This is a genomic window from Lentzea sp. DG1S-22 (genome assembly GCF_036321065.1).
GTDB classification, from domain to species: Bacteria; Actinomycetota; Actinomycetes; order Mycobacteriales; family Pseudonocardiaceae; genus Lentzea; species Lentzea jiangxiensis.
In genome coordinates this window covers 715,378-736,956 of the sequence record NZ_CP143276.1, presented here as the reverse complement: position 1 = coordinate 736,956, position 21,579 = coordinate 715,378, and the positions used below count along the sequence as shown (strand labels likewise).

Here is a 21,579-nt window from a genome sequence, read left to right as displayed (position 1 = left end):
CGAGGCGCTCGCCCCGGCGGGCTCAGGCCAGGTGCTCCCGCGCCCACTCCTCGAAGCTCGTGAGCGGCAGCCCCAGCGCCCGTGCGAACTCCGGCCGGCCCGCCATGCCGGTCGGCGCTGCTGACGTGGCTGGGTGAGCTGGTCACCTACTGCGTGACCGCGAAAGGGCTCGCCACGGCACTCGCCCACGACGGGGACCCGGTCGGGGAGAACTCCTGCGCGACGGCGATCGGCGATGCCGCCGGGCCGCTGCTGCGCCGGGCGGTGGCGGAGGGCGCGGTGGCGCCGGACGTCACGGCGATGGAGATGGTGTCGCTGATCGTCGGGATCGCGATGGTGACCGAGCACCACCGCCAACCCACCGCCTCGGCCGAGCGGTCGTTCACCGTGGCGGCGGCCGGAATCAGTCCGGCCCGCGCGACCTGATCAGTACGCCGCGAAACCCCTGACCACGAACGCGACACACCGACCGTCGGGACCGCGATGGCGACCCAGCACCACGGCGAACCCACCGCCTCAGCCGAGCGGTTGTTTGCCGTGCCGAGATCGGCCCGGCCCGCGCGACCTGATCAGTACGCCGCGAACCCCCTGATCACGAGCGCGGCGAAGCGCCGGGACGCGGCGGCCCGGCCCTCCGGGGTCGCGGCGCGGATGCCGCCGTTCGCCATGAGCACCAGGACGAGGTCGTCGACCACGAAGTCCTCGCGCAGCCGGCCGGTCCGCTTGGCCTTGCGGGCGAGCTTCGCGACCGCCTTCAACGACCGCTCGCGGCTGCCCGCGAAGTCCAGGGCGCGGGGGAAGTTGGAGGTGAAGGCCGCGGTGAAGCCCCGGTCGCGGGCGTGCAGGGCGCAGATCCTCTCGATGACGGTGCAGAAGCCGCGCCACGGGTCGGGGTCCGCGAGGCCTTCGCGCACGATGACCTCGCAGGCCTGCATCTGCTCGGCGAACGCCTCGGTGGCCAGCGCCTCCTTGGTCGGGAAGTGGCGGTAGAGGGTCGCGGGGCCGACGCCCGCGCGGCGGGCCACCTCGCGCATCGGCGCGCTCAGGCCGTCGGTGGCGAACACCTCGCGGGCCGCTTCGAGGATGTGCTCGCGGTTGTACCGGGCATCGGAGCGCACGGGGTGGGACAAACGCGCTGTCATGCTCTCACTTTAGCGAAGTGGACGGGTGCGTCCATCTAACGTCGGTGTCGTGAAAGCCATTGCGGTGCAGACGTTCGGCTCACCGGATGGACTGGTCGTCGTCGACCTCCCCGATCCCGTTCCCGCCGAGGGGCAGGTGCTCGTGGCGGTCGAGGCGGCCGCGGTCGGCGGTGCCGACGTCCTGATCAGGCGCGGCGACCTCGCGGCCTACGGTTTCCGGGAGGGCCACGTGCCCGGCGGGGAGGTCGCGGGCACCGTGCTCTCCACGGGCGGCGGGGTCGACCCGTCCTGGGTGGGGCGGCGGGTGTGGGCGCCCACCGGCGTCGGGGGCGGGTACGCCGAACTGGCGGTCGTGCCGGCCGGCGTGGTCGTCGAGCTCCCCGCGGGGCTGTCCGCCGAGGAGTCGGTGGCGCTCGGCGGCGCCGGGGTGGTGGCGCACTTCGGCCTGGCCCACGCCCGCTTCTCCCCGGCGAGTCCGTGCTGGTGCGCGGTGCGTCCGGCGGCATCGGCACCATGACGGTCCAGCTCGCGGCCCGGCGGGGCGCGAAGGCCGTGGCGGTCACGACGTCTTCGGTCGCACGGGGCGAACGGCTGCGCGTGCTCGGAGCGACCCACGTGCTGGGCCGCTCCGGCACCACGAACGACGGCTACGACGTCGTTGTCGACGTCGTGGCCGGGCAGGACCTGCCGTCGTTCCTCGACAGGCTCAACCCCAACGGGCGGCTCGTCGTGGTCGGTGCCGTCGCCGGGCCTCCGCCCGGAGACGTCAGCACGCGGATGATGGCAATGTTCCGGAAATCGTTGTCCTTCAGCACGTTCAGCGCCGACACGATGTCCGAAGAGGACAGGCGGGCGGTGGGGGCCGCGCAGTTCGCCGCCGCGGTTCGCGGCGAACTGCGGGCCGTCGTGCACGAGGCGCTGCCGTTGGAGCAGGCCGCGCTCGCGCACCGGAAGATGGACGCGGGCGAGGTCTTCGGCAGGATCGTGCTGACCGCTCAGGCGTAGGGGTTGCGGCCGGACAGGCCGCTCGCCTTGCACGGCCCGTCAAACGCGTCACGGCAGACCACCACGGCGAAGTAGGTGATCGAGTCGCCGCTGATCGACCACGACAGGTTGTTGTAGGTCGAGTAGTCCTCCTTGTCGCAGCCCGAGTGGTCGTAGCGGCGCGTCGGAGTCGTGTCCGGGGTGAGCGACCCGTTGTAGAACAGGAAGTACGCGTACACCGGCTTGGCGTCGCAACCCCAGTCGGAGACGATCAGGTCGATGTTGCCGACCGAGCTGCGGCCGGTCCAGTCGAACGTCGCCCCGGCGTAGCCGTAGCTCGGTCCCGAGAAGACGAACTCCTGCGCGGCGGCGCCGGCGGACGGGGTGTTCACGGTGATCACCGAGAGCGCCACCGCTGCTGCGGCGGTGACCCGGCGGACGATCCTGCTGAAGCTTCTCGAACGCATGGCGGCAGTAAACAGCGCGCACGCGCACTCGCAGTAGCCATTGCGCCTCAGCGCAAAACCCCGCACCCGGACCGGCCGGGCGCGGGGTTCGCGTTCACGCCGTCAGTGCCGCGCGGCGGCGCGGTCGAGCTGCTCGCGGACGCTGCGCGGGCGCATGTCGGTCCAGTGCTCGTTCACGTAGTCGAGGCACGACTGGCGGGTCTCCTCGCCGTGCACGACGGTCCAGCCGTCGGGCACGGTGGCGAGCGTCGCGGGCCACAGGGCGTGCTGGCCCTCGTCGTTGACCACCACGAAGAAGCGGCCGTCCTCGTCGTCGAAAGGGCTGGTGCGCATTGATCGGCTCTTTTCAGTAGATGGTGCGGGCGTCCGCGCTGCGGCGGTGGGCACGCGACTTGCGGAGGTCGCGCGCGATGTTCAGGCGGGTGAGCCACCGGTCGGTGCCGTCGAAACGGGCCTTGAACGGCTCCCGGCCGTGCGTGCCGCGGTAGTTGTCCAGGAACAGGACCTCACCGGGCTTCAGGGCGTAGCCGGAGATGTTGGCGTCGATCGCCTTCACGATCGCGTCCAGCGCGGCGGCCGCCTCGGGGTCCGACGCGGGGACCTCCATGAAGTACGGGTCCAGGCGCAGGTACGGGTCCTCCTGCGGACCGAAGAGGACCGCGATGGGCTCCGGGTTCGCGTCCAGGCCGGAGATCCACTCGTAGCTGCGGTCGCGCAGGCGGCGCAGCTGCTCGTCCTCCTCGTCGTTCTGGCGGTTGGCGGCGAGGTGCGAGCGGTCGGGCCGGATCGGGAAGCGCTCCTGGCGCAGCACCTCGACGACGTCCGCCGGGAGGTCGACGCCCTCCAGCGAGCCGTAGGTGGTGTTGACGCCGTCGGGGTTGCGCAGGCACATCAGGCCCACGTAGTCCGTGCGCATCGGGTGGAACGCGTCCTCGATGTGCCACGTCAGCAGCTCCTCGCTGCCGGAGCCGAGCTGCTCGTACTGGTGCTCCTTGATGGGGAAGACGTCGTGCAGCAGCCGGCCGTCCTGCTGGGTGGACCACGCGATGGGGTCACCGAGCAGCGACGCGCACAGGTAGAAGAACAGGTCCTCGGCGAGCGTGGGACGTCCCTCGCCGCCGCAGTCCTTCCAGTGCGCCGGCGTCGGGCCGATGCCGGCGTCGTCGATCCGGTAGCCGCCGACGACGCACAGCGGGTGCGGCTCGGTGAGGCGGAACTCGGTCAGGCCCGCGCGCAGGGCGCGGGGCAGCTCGTGGGCGATGATCGTGGCGTCGCGCACGAAGGCCAGGTCCTCGACCGTGCGGTAGCGCTCGGCCAGGGACGCGACCAGGGCGCCGGCCTCGGCGACGTCGGAGTCGGACAGGTCAATTCTGAACACGGGCTTTCTCCCCTGCGAGTGCGAGCGTGTCGAGGCCTCGGGTGAACGAGGCGGTGGGGCCGCCGTAGCCCAGCCGGACGCGGGCCGGGTCACCGAAGCACGACCCCGGGACGAGGAGCGTGCGGTGCTCCCTCGCGAGGTCGTGGCAGAAGCCGGTGGTGTCGGCGTGGCCGAGCAGCCGCGGGAACGTGGAAGCGCCGCCCATCGGCTCCGGCAGGTCGATCAGGTCCGGGTGGTCGGCGGCCCACCGGCGCAGCAGCCCCAGGTTGTGGCGGGCCTGCTCCATGCGGGCACCGACCAGGAGGCCCGCGTTGCGCGCGACGCGGGTGGCGAGCAGCTCGACCAACGGCGAGAGGTGCAGCGTCATGCGGTCGCGCAGCTCCAGCGTGCCGCGCAGCACGTCCTGCGGCCCGATCGCCCAGCCGACCCGCAGCCCCGGCAGGCCGTAGCCCTTGGACAGGGTGCCGATCGAGATGGCCCTGTCGTAGTCGTGCACGGGGTCCACCAGCGGTTCGCCCTCGACGACCATCTCGCGGAACGCCTGGTCCCACACCAGGTACGCGCCCGCCTCGCGGCAGATCGCGACGAACTCGTCGCGTTGCTCCGGCGTGAGCGACGCCCCCGTCGGGTTGTGCGGGAAGTTCACGACGACGGCCTTGGCGCCGTCGACCACGGCACGCAGGTCGTCGAGGTCGGGCCGGAACCCGTTCTCGGGCCGCAGCGGCCACACCCGCAGCTCGCAGCCCATGGTCCGGGCGATCGACGTGTGCGTGTGGTAGGTCGGTTCGGTGACGACGACGGCGTCGCTCGGGTCGAGCAGCGTGCTGAGCACGAGGTAGATCGCCTCGCTGCCGCCGTGCGTGACCATGACCCGGTCGGGGTCGCCGGTCCCCCACTCGTCGGCGATGGCGGTGCGGACCTCCTCGCCGCCGAACGAGGTGCTGTCGCGGAACACCACGGCGTCGAGCTCGGCGGCGTCGATGCCGAGCACCGCCCGCAGGTCGGCGAGCGAGTAGTCCTCCACCCCGCTGCTGCCGATGTCGTCGTCGACCGCGAAGTAGTACAGACGCATCCAGTCCTCGAGAGGTGCTGGTTCGAACTTCATCGGGACGGCTCCTTTCAGCGGTAGGCCGAGGACTGCAGCTCGTACAGCTCGGCGTAGAGGTCGGGGTGGGTCATGAGGTCGGCGTGGCTGCCCACCTCGCGGATGCGGCCGCCGTCGAGGACGACGATCAGGTCGGCCATGCGCACGGTCGAGAAGCGGTGCGACACCAGGAGGGTCACCGTGCCGCGCGACCTGCCTTCCCGTGCTGCCTCGGCGAAGCGCTCGAACAAGGCGTGCTCGGTCTGCGGGTCCAGGGCGGCGGTCGGTTCGTCGAACACCGCCAGCAGCGGATCGGTGCGCAGCAGGCCGCGGGCGAGCGCCAGCCTCTGCCACTGGCCGCCCGACAGCTCGACGCCACCGTCCCAGTCCCGGCCCAGGCGCGTGTCGAGGCCGTGCGGCAGGCGGTCCACGACGGACGTCGCTCCCGCCCGCCGCAGAGCGCCCCGCAACGCGGCGTCGTCGCCGATCTTCGCCGTGTCGGCGACACCGATGCTCTCGCGGGCCGCGAACCGCAGCTCCACGAAGTCCTGGAAGGCACCGGTGAGCCGGGCCCTCCACTGCGCGACGGGGAACCGGCGCAGGTCGACGCCGTCGACCTCGATCCTGCCCTCGTCGGGTTCGCAGAAGTCGCACAGCAGCTTCACGAGCGTCGACTTGCCCGCGCCGTTCTCCCCCACCAGCGCCACGACCGAGCCGGCGGGCAGGTGCAGCGAGACGCCGTCGAGGACGGTGCGCTCACTGCCGGGGTAGCGGTAGGTGACGTCCACGAGGTCGATGCCGCGGCTCAGCGACGCGGGCGGGGTGGCCGGCTCGTCCGGCTGTTTCGCGGCGGACGCGGCGAACCGCTCCAGCCACACGTAACGCCTGGCCTGCTTGAGGCACCACAGGAAGTCGCCGCTGTAGCCGACGGACGTGGCGACGACGGCGGCCATCTCGATGGTGAGCGCGACGACCAGGACGACGTCACCGGGCGTCGCCCTGCCCTGCACCGCGAGCCAGACCACGAGCGCGATGGCGCCGAAGAACCCGGCCGCGTTGACGACGGCGTCGATGCTCTTGAGCGCCGCGCCGCGCCAGGCCGCGCGGTTGCGGGTGTCCAGCACCTCGCCGGAGACCTCGTGGTGGCGGCGCACCAGTTCGCGGGTGAGCCCGAAGATCCGCAGCTCCTTGCCCGCGCCGGCGGTCGTGCCGATGTCGAACAGGTGGCGGCGCAACCGCTCGGTCTCGCCGGTGTCCTCCTGGGCGTCCACCGCGAGGTCGTTGGCCCGGCTGGTGATCCACAGCGAGATGAACGCCAGCAGGGCCAGCGAGATCAGCGCGGGGTGCACGTCGGCGAGCAGCAGCGCGGTGGTGCCGAAGCCGACGATCGCGCTGATCAGGCCCGCGGTCGCGTTGGTCATCTCGGCGAGGCTCTCGCGCTCCTCGCGCAGGAGCTGGATCTGGTCCAGGTACTTCGGGTTCTCGTGCGGGGCGAGGCTGCCGATCCCGCCGAGCAGGCGCATCAGCGTCCGGTCCGACAACGCCTGCGTGCGTTCGAGCACGGCGAACACGCAGTGGGCGTTGTAGTACTGGGCGACGATGAGCAGCCCGGTGGCGGCGGCGATGCCGAACCCGGCGGTGAGCGCGCCCTCCAGGTCACCGCCGTGGGCGGCGTCGACCAGGTTGCCGGCGCTGTAGGCGATCAGGGGACCGGTGAGCGCGAGGGCGATCTCCGTGAAGATCTGGAAGACCGCGTGCCGGCGCGCCGCCCGGAAGCCGAAGCTGATGGTGGTGAGGAAAGCCCTCCAGGTGTCACGCATCGGTGTCTCCCACCGGCTGGAAGCGCTCCGCCTGCAGGCGGAACAGGTGGGCGTAGCGGCCGTCGAGGTCGAGCAGCTCGTCGTGGCCGCCGTTCTCGACGACACGGCCCTCGGACACGACCACGATCCGGTCGGCGCGCCGCACGGTGGAGAAGCGGTGCGAGATGATGATCGTGGTGAGGCCTTCGGTGAGGTCCAGGAACCGTTCGTACAGCTCGGCTTCCGCTCGCACGTCGAGCGCCGCGGCGGGTTCGTCGAGCACGAGGACCCTCGCGCCCGCCTCGACGGCGAACATCGCACGGGCCAGGGCGACGCGCTGCCACTGCCCGCCGGAGAGGTCGACGCCGTCGCTGTAGGCCTGCGACAGCACGGTGTCCCAGCCGTGGGGCAACGACTCGACCAGGTCGCCGATCCCGGCCCGTTCGGCGGCGCGGCGCAGCATGGCCTCGTCGCCCGCGTGCTCGGGAGCGCCCAGCCCGATGTTGTCGCGCACCGGCAGGTGGTAGCGGGTGAAGTCCTGGAACAGCACCGCTATCCGCCTGCGCCACTCCCGCGGGTCGAGACCCACGAGGTCGGCACCGTCGACGGTGATCTTGCCGCCGGTGGGTTCGTAGAAGCCGGCCAGCAGCTTCACGAGCGAGGTCTTGCCCGCGCCGTTGTCGCCGACGACCGCCAGCGACTTCCCGGCGGGGATCACGAGGTCCAGTCCGTTCAGGACCTCGCGGTCGTTGCCGGGGTAGCTGAAAGACACGCCTTCGCACCGGATCTCCCGAGCCGGGACGTCCGCCCCGACCGGCAGGCCGGACTCGGGTGGCCCGCTGTCCGCGAGCCGCTTCTCCAGCGACAGGAGCTTCGGCACGGTGACGGCGGCGTTCGAGAGGTACAGGTGCTCGTCGCCGACGGCGTACTCGTTGGCGTTCGCCAGCGCCTCCACGAACACGGCGAGGGCGGCGAGCGTCAGGTCGCCCTCCACCGCGGCGTACGCGAGCAGGCCGTAGGACAGCACGTTGATCACGAGGATCGCGGACGCCGACCCGAACACCATGCCCGGTCGCGGCCGGCGAGCCCGCCGGATGGGGCCGATCCCGGCCTGCCACAACGTGTCGAACCGCGTGACGAGCCAGTCGAGAGCGCCCCAGAGGCGGACCTCCTTGGCCGGGGCCGGGTCGAGCGCGAGGTCACGCGCGTACTCGGCCTGGCGGAGCTGGGCGCTCTGCCCGAACCCCTCCTCGCCGACGCGCAGGTAGTCGCGCTGCATCCGGTAGACGATGATCGGCCAGACCACGAGCCACAGCAGGCCGAGCCACCAGTGGAACCAGGTGAGCACGGCCGCCGAGCCGACGGCCCGCAGCCACGACGTGAGCACCTCCGGCAGGGCCTCGACGGTCTGGCCCGGCCGGTGCGCGCTCATGCCGAGGCCCCGCACGATGCGGACCTCGTCCATCACGTCGGGGTCCTCGAGGTGGGCGATGCCCCTCGGGCGGCCCAGAGCGGTGAGCACGACCTCCTGCAGGTACCGGTCGACGTCGCGGCCGAGCGTCGACACCGCGGCCCGCAGCAGCGGGGACGTCAGGCGTTCGACGAGGATCGCGACGGCGATCGCGACGAGCAGGGAGCCCACCCGGTCCGCGGCGGGCGAGCCCGCGCCGCCCCTGGCCGCGTCGGGGATCGCGCCGATGAGCAGCCCGGTGAGGACCGCGATCCCGATGGGCAGGACGGCGCTCACCACCACGCCGCCCGCCAGGAGCACCGTGCGCGGCCTGCTGACCCGGGGCAGCACCCGGAGGACGGCGAGGATGCCCCTGGCGGTGGGCGGGAGGCTGTGGAGCGGGTTCGGCATGACTTCCGTATCCGTCAGATGAGGCGTGCGGTCGCCGAGGCGCGTCGCTCGTGGGACTTCCGCAGGTCGGTCGTGATGCTGACCCGCTTGAGCCAGCGGTCCGTGCCGTCGTAGCGGGCCTGGAACGCCTGCCGCCCGTGCGCGAGGCGGTGGTTGTTGATGACGAGGACGTCGCCGGGCTGCAGGGCGACGTCCAGGCAGGACGCCTCCAGCAGGTCGCTGACGGCCTGCAGGGCCGCGCGCAGCGCCGGTTCCGCCGGGATCTCCATGAAGTACGGGTCGATGCGGATGTACGGGTGCTCGCGCGACCCGTAGAGCACCGCGACGCGGTTGTCGTCGGCCTTCATCTCGTCGATCTCGGAGAACTCGGCGTCGACGCCCTGGGTGGCGTTGTGCTTCGCCAGGTGCGAGTCGTCCGGCCGGATCAGGAAGTTCGGCTCGTGCAGGAGCGCGAGGTGCTCGGGGGCGAGCGAGCGCAGGTCCGGCTCGGAGACGATCGTGGCGACCCGGTCGGGGTTGCGCAGGCACTCCAGCAGCAGGTAGTCCGCGCGCCACGGGTGGAACGCGTCCTCGGTGTGCAGCGTGAGCGTGTCGGTGCTGCCGATCCCCATCTGCTCGGTCTCGAAGCCCTTGATGGGGAAGATGTCGTGCACGAGCCGGGCGTCCTGCTGGGTCTTCCAGCCGAACGGCTCCCCGAGCAGGGCCCCGTGCAGCAGCAGGAGGATCTCCTCGGCGAACTCCGGGGCGGGGGTCGGGCGGCCGCGCCAGTGCTGCGGCGTCGGGCCGATGCGGGCGTCGTCGATGTTGTGACCGCGGACCACGCAGTAGCCGAGCTCGTCCTCGAGCGCGAAGTCGCGCAGGAAGCGGCGCTGTCCGACGGGTAGTTCGGCGGCGAGCAGCGGCAGGTCGCGCAGCAGCTGCTCGTCGGCGGGACCCGAGTACTCCTTGGCGATGCGCAGCGTCAGGTTCTCGGCCTCGGCGGCTTCTTCCGACGACAGCGTGTAGATCCGTTTGGGCGTGGACAAGGACTGCTCCCCCTCAGTTGCTGTTCAGGTGGGCGATCAGGGCCTCCGCGGCCTGCCGGAAGCGGATGGCGGCCCGCTGCACGGTCTCGGTGCGGTGGAGGTTGGTGCTGTGGTGCCACTCGACGAGGAGCTCTCCCCCGCCGGTGCGCTCGATCTCCAGGTGCAGCGCGTACGGGCGGACACCTCCGCTGGTGCTGTCGCCGCACAGGTCACCCGGTAGTTCGTCGACGACGAGACCCCTGACCCCGTCGTCGTTCACGGCGTCGAGCCCGCCCGTGAAGTTGATGTTGATCTGCCGTTCCGGCGCGTCGCGCAGGCGGCGCACCTCCGGGTCCTCGGCCGCCAGGTGGCGCAGCGCGCCGTAGCCGACTCCGTGGCGTGGCACGGAGTTGACGCTTTCCCTTGCGGCTTCGAGGACTCCGGCGCCATCGGTCAGGTCGCCGTGCCGGAGCACCACCGGGTGCACCGAGGTGAACCACCCGACCGTGCGGGACAGGTCCGTTGCGGGCGCGAGGCTTTCGCGGCCGTGGTGTTCGAGGTCGACGACCACGGTGTCCGTGCCGGCCCACTCCCCCAGCGTCTGGTGGAGCGCGGCCAGGACCACGTCGAGGACCTGCGCGTTGGGCAGGTTCCCGGCGTCCACGGCGACCTCGACGACCGCCGCGGAGTCCTCCGTGTTGGCACCCGTGGCGTCGACCGGCAGCGTGAAGGCCGTCTCGACCTTGTCGAGCCAGTACGGCAGCTCGTCGCGCACCTCGCCGCTGCCCGCGAACGCGGTGACGGACTCGGCCCAGCGCCGGAACGACGTCGTCTTCGGCGGGAGCGGTTCGCCCCGGTACGCCGCGTCGAGGTCCTCCAGCAGCACGTTCCACGACACGCCGTCGACGACCAGGTGGTGGACCACGAGGCCGAGCCACGCCGGTGCGTCGCCGCGGTCGAACAGCACCGCCGCCACCAGCGGGCCTTCGGCGAGGTCCAGCGACCGCTGCAGCTCGTCCATGTGGTGCCGGACATCGCCCCGCACGACCGTGAACCTCGCCGCCTCCCCCGGTTCGGCGATCCGCTGGTGCCAGCCGTCGGGCCCGTGGTGCAGCCGGGTGCGCAGGGCGTCGTGGTGCGTCACCAGGGTGTTCAGCGCTTCCGCGAGCCTGCCGGCGTCGACGTCCGGTGCCAGCTCGAAGAGCCCCGACCAGTTCCAGTGGTCGCGGTCGTCGATCGTGGCGCCGGTGAACCACCGCTGGATGGGCGTGAGCGGCACCGGTCCGGTGACCGGGCCCTCCTCGACCTGCGCCGGGGCGGTGGCCGCGGCGGCCAGCTCGGCGACCGTCTGGTGGGTGAACAGGTCCGCGACCGCGAGGCCGAGACCCGCGGCACGCGCCCGCGCCACGACCTGCAGGCTGGCGATCGAGTCGCCGCCCAGCTCGAAGAAGTTGTCGTGCACGCCGACCCTTGCGGCGCCCAGCAACCGCTCCCAGATGCCGGCCAGTGCCCGTTCGCCCTCGGTGCGCGGGGCGACGTGCGCGCCGTCCGCCTCCGGTGCCGGGGGCTCGGGCAGGGCGCGGCGGTCGAGCTTGCCGTTGGCGGTCAGCGGCAGCGCGTCGAGCGTCACGAACGCCGACGGCACCAGGTAGTCGGGCAGCTGCTCGCGCAGGAACGCGCGCAGCTCCGCCGTTGTGGCGTCCGTGACCACGTAGGCGACGAGACGCTTGCCGGTGCCGGACGCCAGCGCGACGACCGCGGCGGCCCGCACGTCCCCGTGCGTGGTCAACAGCGCCTCGACCTCGCCGGGCTCGACCCGGAAGCCCCGGATCTTGACCTGGTCGTCGGCCCTGCCGAGGAACTCCAGCGTGCCGTCGGCCCTCCACCGCGCCCGGTCCCCGGTGCGGTACAGGCGTGCGCCGGGCCGGGTGGGGTCGGGCACGAACCGCTCGGCCGTGAGGTCCGGACGGCTGACGTACCCGCGCGCCACACCGGGACCTCCGACGAACAGCTCGCCCGCCACCCCGGCCGGGACCGGCTGCAGCCACGGGTCGAGCACGAACGCCCGCATGCCCGCGAACGGCCGGCCGATCGGCACGTGCGCGCCGATCTCGCCGAGGGTGTGGATCGTGCACGTCATGGTGGTCTCGGTGGGCCCGTAGGCGTTCACGATGCGCAGGCCGGGCCGGCGCTCGCGGGCCGTGCGGGCGTGCTGGGCCTGCAGGGCGTCACCACCGACGACGAGCAGGCGCAGGCCGTCGAGCACGTCCGGCGAGGTCTCGACCAGCTGGTGGAAGAGGCCCGTCGTGAGCAGCGAGGCCGTGATGCCGTTGTCGCGCAGGAACTTGCCGACGTCCATCCGCTCGGCGAGGTCCGCCGGGCCGACGACGAGGGTGGCACCGCCCAGCAACGCCAGCCAGATCTCGAAGGCGCCGGTGTCGAAGCCGATGCCGGCGAGGTGCGAGACGACGTCGCCGGGCTCGACGCGGACGGCCGGGTCGGTGCAGACCCTGGCGACACCCTCGTGGGTGAGCGACACGCCCTTGGGGACGCCGGTCGAGCCGGAGGTGAAGAGGACGTAGAGCTCGTCAGCGGCGTCACCGGTGACGGGGAGCGGGCCTTCGGCCGTCGCGTCCGTCAGGGCGACCACGCGCACGCCGGGCACCTCGGTCTCCGGCCACCCGCCCGCCGTCACGACGAGCTCGACCCCGGCCGTCCGCACCATCTGCCCGAGCCGTGCCGTGCCCTGGGCCGGGTCCAGCGGCACGTAGCTGCCACCGGCCCCCACGACCCCGAGCATCGCGACGATCAGCTCCGCGCTCCGGTCGAGGTGCAGCCCGACCCGCGTCCCCGCGCCCACGCCGAAGCCCCGCAACTGCTCCGCCACCCCGGCGGCCCGGCGGTCGAGCTGCGCGTAGGTCAGCTCGGTGCCGCCGCGCAGCGCCACGCGGTCCGGGTGGGCGGCCACCTGGCGTCCGAACAACGCCGCCAGGTGCGCGGAAGGCAGCTCGCGCGGCTCGGACGTGCTCCACGACAGCACCTCTGCGCGCTGAACGGCGTCCAGCAGCGCGATCTCCCGCACGGGCGTGCCGGGAGCGGAGGCGACGGTCGTGAGGATCAGCTCCAGCTGGTCCAGCAGCGCCTCGACGGTGGCGTCGTCGAACGCGCCCGCCGAGTACTCGCACAGCAGGGCGAGCTGGCCGTCGACGTCGACGACGAGCTTCAGCGGGTAGCGGCCCTGCTCCAGCAACGCCGGCGAGTCGAACTCGTCCCCGTCGTCGTCGGCACCGCCGCCGGGCAGGTTCTGGACCGCGACGATGCTCTCGAAGAGCCGCGGCACGCCCGCCACCCGCTGGATGTCGACCAGCGGCGAGTGCTCGAACCGCTGCACGGCGACCTGGCCCGCCTGGACGGTCCGCAGCCACTCGTCGAACGGCGTGCGGTCGCCGGGGACGGCGATCCGCACCGGCAGCGTGTTGATGAACAGGCCGACGATCGACTCGACGCCGGCCAGGTCCGCGGGGCGTCCCGAGACGGTGAGGCCGAAGACCACGTCGTCGTCACCGCTGTGCGACGCGAGCAGCAGCGCCCAGGCCGCCTGCACGACGGCGCTGATCGTGACGCGTTCGCGGCGGGCCAGTTCCTCCAGCCGGAGGGCGACGGTCTCGGGCAGCTCGCGGTGCCGCCTGCCCTGCTCCCAGTGCAGCCGCGTGGTGCGGTCGACCGGCAGCGCGGTGGGCGAGGTGAAGCCGTCGAGGTACGTGCGCCAGAAGTCGTCGGCCGGGGGCTGCTCCCGCAGCCACGCGATGTAGTCGCGGTACGGGCGCACCGGCGGCAGCGGTTCGCCGCGGTAGGCCGCGACCACCTCGTCCCAGACGAGCGGGATGCTCCACCCGTCGAGGTACAGGTGGTGGAACGTGAACACGACCCACTGGCGGTCGCCCCGGTCGGCCACGTACACCCGCAGCAACGGCGCGGTGGTGACGTCGAAGCCACGGCGCCGGTCGGCGTCGAGCAGCTCGTCCAGCGCGGCGCCGGGGTCGCTGACGGAGGTCCAGTCGAGCACCTCGAACGGCACGCCGACCTCGCCGACCACGACCTGCAGCGGTTCCTCGACGCCCTCCCACACGAACGCGCTGCGCAGCGCGGGGTGCCGGCCAACGACCGTGCGCCAGGCTTCGCGCAGGGCGGCCACGTCGAGCGGCCCGCGGATCTCGCGGACGTCCTGCGCCCAGTACACAGCGGTGTCGGCGGGCGCCTCCAGGACGTGGAAGAGCATGCCCTGCTGCAGGGGCGACAACGGGTAGGCGTCGACGACGCCCGGCACCCGCCCGCGCAGGGGTTCGAGGTCCGCCAGCGGCTTCACCTCCGCCGCGTCCGTGGCGGCGACCCCCGTGTGGGCGGCGAGCTCGGCGACGGTCTGGTGCGTGAAGATGTCGGCGATCCTCAGCTCCAGGCCGGCTTCCCGTGCCCTGGCGGCGATCTTCAGGCTGACGATCGAGTCGCCGCCCAGCTCGAAGTAGTTGTCGTGCACGCCGACGCGCTCGACGCCGAGGACGTCCTGCCACACGGCGGCGAGGGTGCGTTCGACGTCCGTGCCCGGTGCCACGTACGACGCCGACTCCGGCGCGTCGGGCAGCGGCAGTGCTCGCTTGTCGAGCTTTCCGTTGCTGTTCAACGGCAGCTCGTCGAGCGGCACGATCGCCGACGGGACCAGGAACTCGGGCAGCCGCCCGGCGAGGAACTCGCGCAGGTCGGCGGGCGAGGCGGTGCCCACGACGTACGCCACGAGCCGCTTGCCCTGCGGCAGTTCGCGAACGACCACGGCGGCGTTGGCGACGCCGGGGTGGTCGTTCAGCACGTGCTCGACTTCCCCGGGCTCCACCCGGAAGCCGCGGATCTTCACCTGGTCGTCGGTGCGGCCGACGAAGTCGACAGCGCCGTCTGCGCCCCACTTCACCAGGTCACCCGTGCGGTACATCCGGGCGCCGGGAACGGTCGGGTCGGGCACGAAGCGTTCGGCGGCCAGGTCCGGACGGCCCGCGTACCCCCGAGCGAGGCCGGTGCCGCCGATGTAGAGCTCCCCGGCACGCCGACGGGAGTGGGGCGCAGCCATCGGTCCAGCACGGAGAAGCGCAGTCCGCGCAGGGCTTCGCCGATCGGCACGGTGCCCGGCCCGAGCCGTCCGGTGTGCATGTCGTGCGACGACGCGTACACAGTGGACTCGGTCGGGCCGTACATGTTGAAGATCCCGACCGCCGGGTTCGCGTCGAGCACCTTGCGCGCCTGGACCGGCGACATGCCCTCGCCACCGGCGAGGACCTTGCGGTGCCCCGAGAACACGCCCGGATCCGTGTCCGCCAGCTGGTGGAACAGACCGGTGGTCATGAACGACACCGTCACGCCGTGGTCGGCGTAGAGCTTCGCGACGTCCAGCCGCTCGGCGAGGTTCGCCGGGGCGACGGCCAGCGTCGCGCCGGTCAGCAGCGCCGTCCAGATCTCCCAGGTGGAGGCGTCGAACGACACCGCGGCCATGTGCGCCACGACGTCACCGGGACGGGCGGACACCGCCGGGTCGAGCACGACCCGCAGCACGCCCTCCTCGGTGACCTCGACGCCCTTGGGCACGCCGGTCGAGCCGGACGTGAACATCGTGTAGACCAGACGTCCCGGCACGGCGGCGAGCTCCGGTTCCGAGGGGTCGCCGTCGAGGTCCGCCAGGTCGACCACGCCGAGAGGCGGTGCGTCGAGGGCGTAGTCGCCCCGCGACACGACCAGCTCGACCCCGGCAGCGGTCTGGACGTCCCGGAGCCGGCTGTGCGGCAGCGCGGGGTCCATCGGCACGTAAGCGCCCCCTGCCCGCACGACGGCGAGGATCGCGACGACCAGGTCGGCGGACCTCTCGAACCACAACCCGACCCGCGTCTCGTCCCGCACCCCCGCGGCACGCAGACCGGCGGCGACGCGCGCCACCCGGTCGCCCAGCTCGGCGTAGGTCAGCTCGACCGCGCCGTCGCGGACGGCCACCTGGTCGGAGAACCGCGCCGCCGTGAGCCGGAACCGCTCGGCCAGCCCGGTGAAGGGCTCCTCCGCCGACGGTCCCGTGCCCCACCCGGCAACCGGTGCGGGCGTCATCTCGCGCACGACGGCGGCGGGGCGGCGGGCGGCGGCGGTGAGCACCTCGGCGAGCTGCCCGAGCAGCCGTTCCACGGTGGACACGTCGAAGGCGCCGGTGGAGAAGTTGGCCTCCACCTTCAGGGTCGCTTCGAGGTCGACGGCGAGGATCATCGGGTAGTGCATCTGCTCGGCCGACTCGGTCGAGGCGAACAGCTCCTCCAGGTCCTCCTCGCCCTCCTCCGGCAGCGCGCCCTGGGGGTAGTTGCCGAAGACGAGCATGCTGTCGAACAGGCCGCCGGTGGCGACGCGCTGGATGTCGGCGAGCGGCGTGTGCTCGTGCCGCTGCACGGCGACCTGGTTCTCCTGCAGCTCACCGAGCCACGTGGTGAACGACGTCTCCCACGGCACCCGGACGCGCACCGGCAGCGTGTTGATGAACAGGCCGACGATCGACTCGACGCCGGGCAGCTCGGCCGGGCGGCCGGACACGGTCAGGCCGAACACGACGTCGTCCTCGCCCGAGTAGGCGGACAGCAGCACGGCCCACGCCGCCTGCACGACCGTCGACAGCGTGACCCGCTGCTCGCGGGCCAGGGCGACGAGCTCCGCCGTGACGTCGCGGGGCAGCGCCAGTTCGCTGCGGCCCTGCGCCCAGTGCTCGCGCACCACGCGGTCGACGGGCAGCGGAGTCGGCGAGTCGAACCCGGCGAGGTACTCCCGCCAGAACGCCTCGGCCTCGGCGGAGTCGCGCCCGGCCAGCCACGCGATGAAGTCGCGGTAGGGCCGCACGGGAGGCAGCTGCTCGCCCCGGTAGGCGGCGGTGACCTCGTCCCACAGCAGCGGGATGCTCCAGCCGTCGGCGTAGAGGTGGTGGAACGCCAGCAGGACCAGGTACCGGTCGCGGCCACGGGCGACGTGGACGCGCAGCAGCGGCGCGGCGGTGAGGTCGCAGCCACGGGCGCGGTCGGCGGCGAGCAGCTCGTCGAGGGCGGCGTCGGTGTCCTCGACCTCCGTCCAGTCGTGCACCTCGAACGGCACCTGGACGTCACCCACGACGACCTGCAACGGCTCCCGCACGCCTTGCCACACGAACGCGGTGCGCAACGCGGGGTGCCGGTCGAGCACGAGCTGCCAGGCGGCACGCAGGGCGTCGACGTCGAGGGCGCCGCTCAGCTCGCGCACGTCCTGCGTCCAGTAGACGCCGCTGTCCGGCGACTCGACGGCGTGGAAGAGCATGCCCTGCTGCAACGGTGACAACGGATAGGCGTCGGCCAGTCCGGGCGTGCGGGCCACCAGCGAGTCCACGGAGGACTGGTCGAGCCCGGCGAGCGGGACGTCCGACGGCGTGAGGCCGCGGGCTCCCGAACGGCAGTGGTCGACGAGGTCGGCGAGCGCCCGCACGTAGGCCTCGGCGAGGCGCTCGACCGTCGAGCGCTCGTGGAGGTTGGTGCTGTACTGCCACTCCACGGCCAGCGTGCCGTCGGCGGCTTGGACCACCTCGACGCCGAGCACGTGCGACCGCAGCCCGCCGTCGCCCTCCGCCGGCCCGCAGAGGTCCTCGGGCAGCTCGCGGGCGAACAGGCCGACGGCGTCGTCCTCCGCCGCGTCGGCACCGCCGAGGTAGTTGAAGACGACCGGGCGCCGCACCGCGTCACGCAGCTCCGCGTCCCGCTCGCGCAGCACGGTGTAGCCGACACCCCGGCGCGGCACGGCCCGCAGCTGTTCCTTGACCGCCTTGATGACGCCGCCGGTGTCGGCGAGGTCGGTGTGGTGCAGCCCCACCGGGTGGACGGCGGTGAACCAGCCGACGGTGCGGCTGAGGTCGAGGCCGTCGGCGATGGGCTCACGGCCGTGGCTCTCCAGGTCGAGGGCGGCGGCACCCGTGCCGGTCCACCGGCCGAGCACCTGCAGCAGCGCGGCGAGCAGCAGCTCGTGGCCCTGGGTGCGGTAGGCCCGGTGGGCCTGCGTGAGCAGCGCCGCCGTGCGTCCGGCGTCCAGGACGACGCGCACGGACTCGGTGGAGTCCTCGGTGTTGGGGCCGTCGAGGTCGGTCGGCACAGGGGTGGTCGTCCGCACGACGTCACGCCACCAGGCCAGTTCCTCGCGCGGGTCGAACGCCTCCAGCGCGGCGGCCCACTCCTGGTACGAGGTCGTCTTCGGGCCGAGCGCACCGCCGGAGTGCGCGGTGTCGAGGTCTTCCAGCAGGACGTTCCACGAGACCGCGTCGACGACGTAGTGGTGCACGGTCAGGCCGAACCACGCCGGCCGGTCGCCGCGGTCGACGTGCACGGCGCGCAGCAGCGGTCCGTCGGTGAGGCTCAGGGACGTCTGCGCGGTCGTCATGGCGGCGGTGACGGCCTCGTCCAGCGCCGGGCCGTCGAGGGTGCGCGCGTCGAGCACGGTCACCAGGTCGGCGGTCTCGGCGGCCGCGTTCTCCTGGGTGTCGCCGTGCACGCGCAGCCGCAGGGCGTCGTGGTGGGCGACGACGGTGGCGAGCGCCGCGCGCATCGCGTCCGCGTCGGTCCCCGCCGCCAGCTCGAACATCCCGGACCAGTTGAAGTGGTCGCGCTCGGGCAGGTCCTCGCGCAGGAACCACCGCTGGATCGGCGTGAACGCCACGGGTCCGGTGACGGTCCCCTGGTCGGCCGTGCTCGGCGCGGCCGCACCGATGCGGGCGGCGAGCTCGTGCACGGTCTGGTGGGTGAAGAGGTCGGCGATCTCCAGCCGCAGCCCGGCGGCGCGGGACCGCGCGACGATCTGCAGGCTGACGATCGAGTCGCCGCCCAGCTCGAAGAAGTTGTCGTGCACGCCGACGCGCTCGACGCCGAGCACCTGCGACCACACCTCGGCCAGCACGCGTTCGGCATCGGTCGCGGGCGGCTCGTAGGCGGTCGTGGTCTCGGGAGCGCCGGGGTCCGGCAGTGCGCGCTTGTCGAGCTTTCCGTTGCTGTTCAACGGCAGTTCGTCCAGCGGCACGATCGCCGACGGCACCAGGAACTCGGGCAGCCGCTCGGCGAGGAAGGTCCGAAGGGCGGCCGGCGTCGCGGTGCCGACGACGTACGCGATCAGGCGCTTGCCGGTGACGACCACGGCGGCGTAGGCGACGCCGGGGTGGTCGTTCAGCACGTGCTCGACCTCGCCGGGCTCCACCCGGAAGCCGCGGATCTTCACCTGGTCGTCGGTGCGGCCGACGAAGTCCACCACGCCGTCGGCACCCCACCGCACGAGGTCACCCGTGCGGTACATCCGCGCACCGGGCACGGACGGATCGGGCACGAACCGCTCGGCGGCCAGGTCCGGACGACCCGCGTACCCCCGAGCGAGGCCGGTGCCGCCGATGTACAGCTCCCCCGGCACGCCGACCGGGGCCGGCTGCAGCCAGCGGTCGAGCACGTGGAAGCGCAGGCCCCGCAACGCCGTTCCGATCGGAACCGACGACGGGCCGAGGCGCCCGGTGTGCATGTCGTGCGACGACGCGTACACAGTGGACTCGGTCGGGCCGTACATGTTGTGGATCGCCACGGCCGGGTTCGCGTCGAGCACCTTGCGGGCCTGGACCGGTGACATCGCCTCGCCACCGGCCAGCACCAGGCGGTGCCCGGAGAACACGGCGGGGTCGGTGTCCGCGAGCTGGTGGAACAACCCGGTGGTCATGAACGACACCGTCACGCCGTGCTCGGCGTACAGCTTCGCCACGTCCAGGCGTTCGGCGAGGTTCGCCGGAGCGACGGCCAGCGTCGCGCCGGTCAGCAGCGCCGTCCAGATCTCCCAGGTGGAGGCGTCGAACGACACCGCGGCCATGTGCGCCACGACGTCTCCGGGGGCGGCGGCCACCGCGGGGTCGAGCGCCACGCGCACGACACCTTCCTCGGCGATCTCGACGCCCTTGGGCACGCCGGTCGAGCCGGACGTGAACATCGTGTAGACCAGACGTCCCGGCAGGGCGGCGAGTTCGGGCCACCCGGCGGGCTCGGTGGCGAGCTCCGCCAGCCCGACGACGCCGAGGCGCGGTGCGTCCAGGGCGTAGTCGCCCCGCGACACGACCAGCTCGACCCCGGCGGTGGTCATCACGTCGCGGAGGCGGCCGTGCGGCAGTGCCGGATCGAGCGGCACGTACGCGCCACCCGCCTGCACCACGGCGAGGATCGCCACGACGAGGTCGACCGAACGCTCGAACCACAGTCCGACGCGGGTTTCCTCGCGCACACCGGCGGCACGCAGGCCGGACGCCACGCGTGCCACGCGCTCGCCCAGCTCGGCATAGGTCAGCTCGACCCCACCACCGCGGACGGCGACCTGACCGGAGAAGTCGTTGACGGCCATGCGGAAGCGCTCGGCCAGACCGGCGTACGGCTCGTCGAAGGCCGGACCGGTGCCCCAGCCGAGAGCGGGCGCCGCGGTCACCGCGCGCACGGGTCGATCGGGACGGGTGACCGCGCTCGTCAGCACGGCCCGCAGCTGCTCGAGCAGCCGGTCGACGGTGCTCTCGTCGAACGCGCCGGTCGAGAACTCCGCCTCGATCTTGAGCGTGTCCTCGAGGTCGATCGCGAACGCGATCGGGTAGTTGACCTGCTCGATGGAGTCGACGGCGCCGAAGCGGTCCTCGTCGCCGCTCTCCTCCTCTTCGGCGAGCAAGGCCTGCGGGTAGTTGCCGAACACCACGATGCTGTCGAAGACACCGCTGCCGCGCGGCAGGTCCGACCAGCGCTTGACGTCCGACAGCGCGGTGAACTCGTAGCGCTGCACCGCGATCTGGCCGGCCTGCAGCTCGTCCAGCCAGTCGGCGAACGACAGCTCCCACGACACCCTCACGCGCACCGGCAGCGTGTTGATGAAGACGCCCACCATCGACTCCACGCCGGGCAGGTCGGCGGGGCGGCCGGACACGGTGAGGCCGTAGACGACCTCGTCGTCACCGGAGTAGGCGGACAGCAGCAGTGCCCAGGCGGCCTGGATGATCGTCGACGGCGTGACGTGCCGGCGGCGGGCCAGGTGCATGATCGAGCTGGTCAGGTCCTGCGGCAGCTCGACGCGCCGGCGGCTCTGGACCCAGTGGTCGCGGACCGTGCGGTCGACGGGCAGCGCCGTCGGGGCGTCGAAGCCCGCGAGGTAGTCGCGCCAGAACGCCTCGGCCTCGGCGCGGTCGCGCTTGGCGAGCCAGGCGATGAAGTCGCGGTAGGGCCGGACGGGTTCGAGGTCGGGCGTCGTGCCGCGGCAGAGGGCGTCGTAGGTGGCGCCGACCTCTTCGAGGACGACGGGCACGCTCCAGCCGTCGCACAGTCCGGAGTAGAGCGCCCAGATCATGCGGTGGTGGCTCGTGCCGTCGTCGATGAGGTGCACGCGCATGAGCGGCGGCTTGGTGAGGTCGAAGCCTTCGGCGCGGTCACGGGCGAGCAGGTCGTCGAGCGCCGCCTGCTGGTCGTCGACGCCCGAGAAGTCGTGCACCTCGAACGGCACCTGGACGTCGCTCATGACGACCTGGAGCGGTTCGGGCACGCCCTCCCACACGAAGCCGGTGCGCAGCACGGCGTGGCGGTGCACCACCTGCGCCCAGGCCCGTCGCATGGCGTCGGCGTCGAGGACGCCGTCGAACTCGTAGAGCCCCTGCGCCCAGTAGACGCCCTTGTCCGATTGCGCTTCCAGGACGTGGAAAAGCATGCCCTGCTGAACGGGCGCCAACGGATACATATCTTCGATCACAGATCTGACCCTCCCCTGACACCCTTTTTACACAACCGTCATT

11 protein-coding genes and 1 pseudogene are annotated in these 21,579 nt (G+C 72.6%); 2 read left to right on the top strand and 10 right to left on the bottom strand.

Annotation, left to right across the window (positions count from 1 at the left end; translation table 11 throughout):
* Nucleotides 1-81: 81 nt before the first annotated feature.
* Entirely contained in the window at nucleotides 82-426 is a 345-nt protein-coding gene (locus tag V1227_RS03220) for an SbtR family transcriptional regulator (RefSeq protein ID WP_329790955.1), read from the top strand.
* Nucleotides 427-569: 143 nt separating this feature from the next.
* Here the strand turns inward: V1227_RS03220 and V1227_RS03215 are convergent, their stop codons facing one another.
* Nucleotides 570-1,142, bottom strand: a complete 573-nt coding sequence (locus tag V1227_RS03215; RefSeq protein ID WP_329790954.1) for a TetR/AcrR family transcriptional regulator — start codon at nucleotides 1,140-1,142, stop codon at nucleotides 570-572.
* 49 nt (nucleotides 1,143-1,191) lie between these two features.
* Between V1227_RS03215 and V1227_RS03210 the strand changes: the two are divergent.
* Nucleotides 1,192-2,147, top strand: a pseudogene (locus V1227_RS03210) (zinc-binding dehydrogenase).
* Here the strand turns inward: V1227_RS03210 and V1227_RS03205 are convergent.
* The 9 genes from V1227_RS03205 to V1227_RS03165 all read right to left on the bottom strand — a co-directional run bounded on the left by V1227_RS03205 (nucleotide 2,138) and on the right by V1227_RS03165 (nucleotide 21,536).
* Nucleotides 2,138-2,593 carry a hypothetical protein gene (locus V1227_RS03205; protein ID WP_329790953.1) on the bottom strand — a complete coding sequence of 152 codons (456 nt, stop codon included), beginning with the start codon at nucleotides 2,591-2,593 and terminating at the stop codon, nucleotides 2,138-2,140. The pseudogene V1227_RS03210 and the gene V1227_RS03205 sit on opposite strands and share 10 nt — an antisense overlap.
* 102 nt (nucleotides 2,594-2,695) lie before the next feature.
* Nucleotides 2,696-2,926: an MbtH family protein gene (locus V1227_RS03200; protein WP_090096381.1), complete on the bottom strand. Its 231-nt coding sequence runs from the start codon at nucleotides 2,924-2,926 to the stop codon at nucleotides 2,696-2,698.
* Between the two features lie 13 nt (nucleotides 2,927-2,939).
* On the bottom strand, nucleotides 2,940-3,971 hold the full coding sequence (gene gntD, locus V1227_RS03195) for a guanitoxin biosynthesis L-enduracididine beta-hydroxylase GntD (protein WP_329790952.1): 1,032 nt from the start codon (nucleotides 3,969-3,971) through the stop codon (nucleotides 2,940-2,942).
* Nucleotides 3,958-5,076 carry a capreomycidine synthase gene (vioD, locus tag V1227_RS03190; protein WP_329790951.1) on the bottom strand — a complete coding sequence of 373 codons (1,119 nt, stop codon included), beginning with the start codon at nucleotides 5,074-5,076 and terminating at the stop codon, nucleotides 3,958-3,960. Before vioD ends, gntD (V1227_RS03195) begins: the two co-directional genes overlap by 14 nt.
* Before the next feature lie 14 nt (nucleotides 5,077-5,090).
* The gene (locus tag V1227_RS03185; protein WP_329790950.1) at nucleotides 5,091-6,875 is read right to left on the bottom strand and encodes an ABC transporter ATP-binding protein; all 1,785 of its coding nucleotides are present in this window, start codon (nucleotides 6,873-6,875) and stop codon (nucleotides 5,091-5,093) included.
* Nucleotides 6,868-8,715, bottom strand: coding sequence for an ABC transporter ATP-binding protein (locus tag V1227_RS03180; protein ID WP_329790949.1), 1,848 nt, complete (start codon nucleotides 8,713-8,715; stop codon nucleotides 6,868-6,870). Before V1227_RS03180 ends, V1227_RS03185 begins: the two co-directional genes overlap by 8 nt.
* A 14-nt stretch (nucleotides 8,716-8,729) precedes the next feature.
* Nucleotides 8,730-9,740, bottom strand: a complete 1,011-nt coding sequence (gene gntD, locus V1227_RS03175) for a guanitoxin biosynthesis L-enduracididine beta-hydroxylase GntD (protein ID WP_329790948.1) — start codon at nucleotides 9,738-9,740, stop codon at nucleotides 8,730-8,732.
* 13 nt (nucleotides 9,741-9,753) lie between these two features.
* Nucleotides 9,754-14,700, bottom strand: coding sequence for a non-ribosomal peptide synthetase (locus V1227_RS03170; RefSeq protein ID WP_329793948.1), 4,947 nt, complete (start codon nucleotides 14,698-14,700; stop codon nucleotides 9,754-9,756).
* Nucleotides 14,676-21,536, bottom strand: coding sequence for a non-ribosomal peptide synthetase (locus V1227_RS03165; RefSeq protein ID WP_329790947.1), 6,861 nt, complete (start codon nucleotides 21,534-21,536; stop codon nucleotides 14,676-14,678). The genes V1227_RS03170 and V1227_RS03165 overlap by 25 nt, the downstream gene beginning before the upstream one ends.
* Nucleotides 21,537-21,579: the final 43 nt, after the last annotated feature.

Bases quoted from the DNA above. Each gene is read 5' to 3' on its own strand.
- vioD (WP_329790951.1), bottom strand. From the start codon at position 5,076: ATGAAGTTCGAACCAGCACCTCTCGAGGACTGGATGCGTCTGTACTAC.
- V1227_RS03185 (WP_329790950.1), bottom strand. From the start codon at position 6,875: ATGCGTGACACCTGGAGGGCTTTCCTCACCACCATCAGCTTCGGCTTC.
- V1227_RS03170 (WP_329793948.1), bottom strand. From the start codon at position 14,700: ATGTACCGCACGGGTGACCTGGTGAAGTGGGGCGCAGACGGCGCTGTC.
- V1227_RS03200 (WP_090096381.1), bottom strand. From the start codon at position 2,926: ATGCGCACCAGCCCTTTCGACGACGAGGACGGCCGCTTCTTCGTGGTG.
- V1227_RS03215 (WP_329790954.1), bottom strand. From the start codon at position 1,142: ATGACAGCGCGTTTGTCCCACCCCGTGCGCTCCGATGCCCGGTACAAC.
- V1227_RS03205 (WP_329790953.1), bottom strand. From the start codon at position 2,593: ATGCGTTCGAGAAGCTTCAGCAGGATCGTCCGCCGGGTCACCGCCGCA.
- V1227_RS03180 (WP_329790949.1), bottom strand. From the start codon at position 8,715: ATGCCGAACCCGCTCCACAGCCTCCCGCCCACCGCCAGGGGCATCCTC.